The sequence below is a fragment of the Moorena sp. SIO4G3 genome (assembly GCF_010692305.1).
GTDB classification, from domain to species: Bacteria; Cyanobacteriota; Cyanobacteriia; order Cyanobacteriales; family Coleofasciculaceae; genus Moorena; species Moorena producens_A.
Genome location: NZ_JAAHIG010000498.1, coordinates 1 through 5,709 on the forward strand (window position 1 = coordinate 1; position 5,709 = coordinate 5,709).

At 46.4% G+C, this 5,709-nt stretch carries 5 protein-coding genes and 1 pseudogene; 2 read left to right on the forward strand and 4 right to left on the reverse strand.

What is annotated here, in order from left to right:
* Window positions 1-321: 321 nt before the first annotated feature.
* From F6J99_RS41075 to F6J99_RS45950, 3 genes and pseudogenes are all read right to left on the reverse strand, one after another.
* A complete protein-coding gene (locus F6J99_RS41075) occupies window positions 322-822 on the reverse strand; it encodes a hypothetical protein (RefSeq protein ID WP_293122179.1) in 501 nt (166 codons plus the stop codon).
* A 24-nt stretch (window positions 823-846) separates the two neighbouring features.
* A complete protein-coding gene (locus F6J99_RS41080) occupies window positions 847-1,005 on the reverse strand; it encodes a YqaE/Pmp3 family membrane protein (RefSeq protein WP_070391771.1) in 159 nt (52 codons plus the stop codon).
* Window positions 1,006-1,260: 255 nt separating this feature from the next.
* A pseudogene (locus tag F6J99_RS45950) lies at window positions 1,261-1,377 on the reverse strand (YqaE/Pmp3 family membrane protein); the annotation flags it as partial.
* 342 nt (window positions 1,378-1,719) lie between these two features.
* Here F6J99_RS45950 and F6J99_RS41090 point away from each other — a divergent pair.
* On the forward strand, window positions 1,720-2,703 hold the full coding sequence (locus tag F6J99_RS41090; RefSeq protein WP_293122185.1) for a 3'(2'),5'-bisphosphate nucleotidase: 984 nt from the start codon (window positions 1,720-1,722) through the stop codon (window positions 2,701-2,703).
* Between the two features lie 124 nt (window positions 2,704-2,827).
* On the opposite strand, the gene F6J99_RS41095 is transcribed toward F6J99_RS41090, so the two are convergent.
* Complete coding sequence (locus F6J99_RS41095) at window positions 2,828-3,019, reverse strand: hypothetical protein (RefSeq protein ID WP_070391769.1); 192 nt, start codon at window positions 3,017-3,019, stop codon at window positions 2,828-2,830.
* Window positions 3,020-3,189: 170 nt separating this feature from the next.
* Between F6J99_RS41095 and F6J99_RS41100 the strand changes: the two genes are divergently transcribed.
* Window positions 3,190-5,700 (forward strand): transglycosylase SLT domain-containing protein, encoded by a 2,511-nt coding sequence (locus F6J99_RS41100; protein ID WP_293122188.1) that lies wholly within the window; start codon window positions 3,190-3,192, stop codon window positions 5,698-5,700.
* Window positions 5,701-5,709: the final 9 nt, after the last annotated feature.

A 5,709-nucleotide genomic window follows, 5' to 3' on the forward strand; every position in this document is an offset into this window, starting at 1 on the left:
TCGCGCAAAAACTCCATAAGCACAGTAAAGTGGTTCATGACCTACTCCTAATTAAAATTTAACAAGAATCGCGGAATTCCCCAACCTGGCCTACGGCCACGCTTTCGGCAAAGCCGTTCGCGCAGCGCCACTGACCACTGACCACTGACCACTGACCACTGACCGCTGACCGCTGACCGCGCACGCGTGCGCGTAGTGCATATGCTTACGAGCTGTGATCGTGAGCAACTAGGAATTAGAAATTGTATATTGTAAAGGATGAAAATCTCAGGGTGTTATTCTTAACAATACTCAGCAGTATTTTAAAGTTAATTAACAAGACTAACGGCCCAGAATTCGCTGCCGTCCAATTCTCAAGTACTCCCAAACTGGAAATTGATAAAATTCCATCACCAACCAGACAACAATAGCTAAATGGCAGAAAAACGTTAAGCCTACCCAAGCAGCTGGAAGCCACGATACAGGACTATCTGGGGCAGGCGGAAACATATAAACGGCTGCCCCAATTAAAGTGGTTGGACAAACTACAAATGCCAAGGCTAACAACCAATTCACCCATCCCCATTCAACCCCCTCTAGATGCGCCCCTGTCCACTTTTTGCCATTCCAGTGCCAGGTCATTGGGGGCTGCCGATCGGTTATTTTGAGTATTTGCCTTTCGAGATCAGCAGTGAAAATATGGCGGCACTCGTGACAGGCAAAAGCTTCCATTAATGATAAATTTTGAATCTGACCCACACGACAGACTGGGCAGGGGTAGACTCCCTGATAGTTCAAATCCTTATACTTCACAGGTTGGGATGATTGTTTTGAACTGTACATTTGTAGTCAGTCTAATCCTTTATTTTATCTCTTGGCAATCACCCAAACGGCATGGATAATTCCTGGAATATACCCCAATAGGGTTAAAAGGATATTTATCCAAAAGGGCCAGCCAAAACCCACTTGCAAAAATACTCCCAGTGGTGGCACGAAAATAGCACATAAAATCCGAATTAAATCCATTCTGGTATACCTTTGGTGTTTGTTACGACAAGGCTGATTGGCTTAAGCACTCTTGAGCGCGTACTCACTTCCATTGTGCCAAATTATTCTAGTCTTAGAGCCGGGTTACCGGACCTATAATCCCTGTTTTGTGTTCGGTTAGGGCCCCCGTCCCTAGTAAACAGTTTAATCCTGATATTGATTAGCAGTTACCCATACGGCATGGAGTATGGCGGGTACTACACCATATTTGGGAAAACCAAGTTGAGTGCCTACAATGAAACCCAATACCATTAACAGAATATTAAGCCAAAAGGACTTGCCAAAACTCACTTGCAAGAACACACCGAGTGGTGGCAGGAAAATGGCACAGATGATCCGGATGAAATACATTATTGTTGTACCTCGATTACTGCTCTTAGTTAATTCCCTGGTAATTTCCTCTGAATCCGGAATTTCATAGCTAAGATGCCAGCAATGGAGATTAGTTCCCCCTTTGTAAGGGTTATGACACCTATGAATGACTGCCAATTCCTAGCTCTGTCCCTAAGGTCAGGGAAAAACATGCTGCTAGGCCACAAGCCTTTAAAACCAGGCAGTTCCTAGTCAGTAATAGGTAATCTTTAATTGCTAATGGTGATTACTCAAGGGTCTATTACCGATTAGCTATACCTATTACCCATGACCAAAAACACCTTCCAAAAATCTTTTCGCCCTTAGGAGCAGTTATTGAAAATGTCTTATGAACAAGAGAAACAGGTTGCCATTGAGGCAGCCTTAGCCGCTGCCAAAATTTGTGAGCAAGTCCGGTCTGAACGGGTGACTGAAGCTATGGAAAAAAGTGACAAAAGCCCTGTTACTGTTGCCGATTATGGCTCTCAGGCAGTGATTTGCCGCTTACTTGCCCAAGCCTTTCGAGATGACCCAGTAGTGGGTGAAGAAGATGCTGCTGCTTTGGTGGAACCAACCATGGCGAATCAGTTGGCACAGGTAACCAGTTATGTAGAATCTGTAACTAATGATGCTACTCCTGAGGCAGTGGTGAATTGGATTAATCGAGGCAATGGTGAGATTGGACCTCGCTACTGGACCTTAGACCCGATTGATGGCACCAAAGGCTTTCTGCGTAATGATCAATATGCTGTAGCCTTGGCTTTGGTAGAACAAGGTGAAGTGAAAGTAGGAGTGCTAGCTTGCCCAGCGTTACCCGTCAACCTAGCACAACCCGATGGGGAGCGGGGTGTTCTATTTGTGGCAGTACGGGGTCAGGGAGCAACCATGGTACCTATTAGTGGTGGGGAACCCCAATCGATTCAAGTGACTGATGCTGAGAATACAGCAGAACTCCGGTTCGTGGAAAGCGTGGAATCTGGTCATGGGGACCATTCTCGGCAAGATTTGGTCGCTAAAGCGGTGGGAATTACTGCAGACTCCCTGCGGATGGATTCTCAGGCTAAGTATGGTGCGGTTGCCTCTGGTCAAGCAGCCCTTTACCTGCGTTTACCGTCTTGGAAGTATCCCAACTACCGTGAGAAAATTTGGGACCATGCTGCAGGCACCATTGTTGTGGAGGAAGCTGGTGGGCTTGTTACAGATATGCATGGTAAGCCTCTGAACTTTTCTATCGGTTCTCAGCTAGTTGAAAATCAGGGTGTGGTTGTCAGTAATGGTGTAATTCATGAGACGGTGCTGGCAGCACTGCGGGATACAGCCAAATAGAGACAGCCAAAGCACAGGGCAGATTATAACCTGGGGCTAGGATCCGGCAAGGGAATAGTATTTCTCTTGCCCTAGGATCGCCGTGGGTTTACGCCAGGGAGTTTCATTTACACTCATGGGCTGATTAAGTAATTAACCATTGCGCAACACCAGGGTAAAAATATCCCATCCAATATCCCCAGTCTAATGATTGGCTGACTGGAGCAGGGATCATTTCTCCTCGAAAATCCAGCAGCTGGACAATAATTAAGTAAGCGATCGCTAGCAATATCGATATAGCTCCAGTTATAATAGCGACTATTTTTCCGCGTTCCATAAGTGTCCTATCAAATCACAGCACAGTTGTGGGGTTGTCGATCGATCCTTTGAATATGGTTAAAGGAACAGACGTTGAAATGTCAGACGTTGGATTGAAATGCCAGATCCTATCCGGTTGTTTCAGTAGTGTTTATAGTTAAAGGTGTTTTTCGGTCAGAGTAATGGTGCATGGGTAATAGCCCGGTGAGTCATCATAATTACCAATTACTCAAGCTTAACAATACCAATGCTCCCCCAGATGATGTCACAGAGCTTTCTATTCCCAAAACCTACTATGGACGTGCATCACCAGGAGGCTCTATGAAACGGTCTCGTTTGAAATTCTCCCGCTACTATCCTTTATTGCGCCGGCAATTGCGCCAGCGTACCAGACGACAAATCCTACTAGCGTCTAGTGTGGGATTGAGCCTACTGCTGATCTCGATTACCATCTTCGCGTTAATTGATCGCAAGAACCCGCGAGGATTAACGAATTGGGTAGTTTTGCTCCCCCAGCAAATCATGGGGCGCAGAGATCCTAGGGACACTACAGTCCTAAAACTAGCATCCCAATCCCCCGAGGAGCGGGTGGCACAACTCGAAGCGATCGCAACTAGACCAAAATCCCTCAATCGTGGCCGTGCTCGTTACCTATTGGCCGTTGATGCCATAGCTGGGCAGCAGGGAACGGAGGCATTGCGTTGGTTAGATAAATTAGAGTGGGAATATCCAGTATTAGCAGGACAGATTGTGCTCAAACGAGCACAGGCTTACCAACTCACTGGGGACAAAGCTCAAGCCCAACAAGCTTGGCAGGAGTTGCTCCAACGCTATGGTAATCAGCCAGTGGCAGCTGAAGCCTTGTATGCCTTCAAGTCAGATGATTCACCCTACCGCAAACCAAAAAAGGAATCTATTGCTCCGAAATATGCCAGCACCATCTCGACTTCTGAGCAGCCCTGGTTGGCAAAAATACAGCAGATGTATGACTTCTCTGCGGAAGAGCCCAAATACTGGGAACGAGCACTGAAAAACTATCCTTCTCATCCTCGCATCATTGAATTAATCCAGCAAGACCTCAAGGATCAGCCTAATCAACCTGAACTGATGCTGTTATTAGCCAGGTATACCTTTGACCAACCAGGAGTTACCCTAGTGCTAGATAAACTAGTGAGTAACTACGGGGAATCTGTCGATGATAAAAATCGTGCTATAATCCAGCCGAAAGATTGGGAAGCGATCGCATTAGCCTATTGGAAAGACCGCAAATATGCTCAAGCCAGTGCTGCTTATGGCAATGCTAACCCAACACCTAAGCATACTTACCTAGGGGCTAGAGGACTTCAGTATGCCCAAAAGCCCAGAGCAGCGAAACTGGCTTATAAAAAGATGGTTGAGGAATTTCCCGATGCGAAAGAAACCGCTTTGGCTTATCTCCAACTCGCTGCACTAGAACCACCCATTGACAAGATACCGTATTTCGACCAAGTTATCGATCACTTTCCCGACCGAGCTGCTGAGGCACTTTTGGCCAAAGCCAAAACTCTCGAACAACTCAAAAGTCCCAACGCTGCTGAGCAAGCCTATCAATTGTTAATCGACAACTATAGCAATTCTGATGCGGCAGCGGACTATCGCTGGCAGATCGCTCAAGAGGCTGCACAAAATGGAGACATCCTGACAGCTTGGCATAACGTTCAGCCTATCCTTAAGGATAATCCCCACAGTCTGATCGCCCGTAGAGCAGGGTTTTGGTCGGGAAAATGGGCAACTCAGCTAGGACGGAAGCAGGAAGCCGAAGCAGCGTTTAAGCAGGTGATTACCAACCATATTCAATCTTACTATGCTTGGCGCTCAGCGGTACAGTTGGGTTGGGATGTGGGAGACTTTAGCACACTGCGCCAGTCATCCCTTACTGTAAACTGGCCAACGGTGCGACCCGAGTTACCTGTGGGCTCAGCAGCTTTGAAGGAATTGTATCAGCTTGGTCAAGACCAGGATGCTTGGAGCCTATGGCAAGGGGAATTTCAAACTCGCCTCAAGCCCACTGTGCCCCAACAGTTTACTGATGGCTTGTTCAGGTTGGCGATGGGAGAATACCTCAAAGGAATTTCCCTGGTAGAGACCCTCGAAGACCGAGAAACATCCCAAGAACAGGAGCAGTATCAGAAAATCAGGAAAAAACCGGCTTACTGGCAAGCCCTCTATCCCTTTCCCTATATAGAGGTAATCGAAACCGAGTCAAAAAAGCGTAACATTAATCCTCTACTGGTTATATCCTTAATTCGTCAAGAGTCTCGATTTGAGCCAAACATTACATCAGTTGCTGGTGCCATGGGCTTAATGCAAATGTTGCCCAGTACTGCAGCTTGGGTAGGGCAATCCATCAATTTTAATGACTATAAACTCGATAATCCCAACGATAATATTAAACTAGGAACCTGGTTTCTCGCCCATAGCCATCGCGTGTATGAGGATAACTCCGCATTCGCCATTGCTAGTTACAATGCTGGTCAAGGTAATGTAGGGAAATGGCTCAAGGGAAATGAACCCATTGATTTAGATGAGTTTGTGGAAACCATACCCTTTGGTGAAACCAGAAACTATGTCAAGCAAGTTTTGGGTAATTACTGGAATTACTTACGCTTATACAATCCTGAGTTTAGTCAGCAGTTAGTAGACTTTTTGGCTCAAGAGTGATCCAGCAAG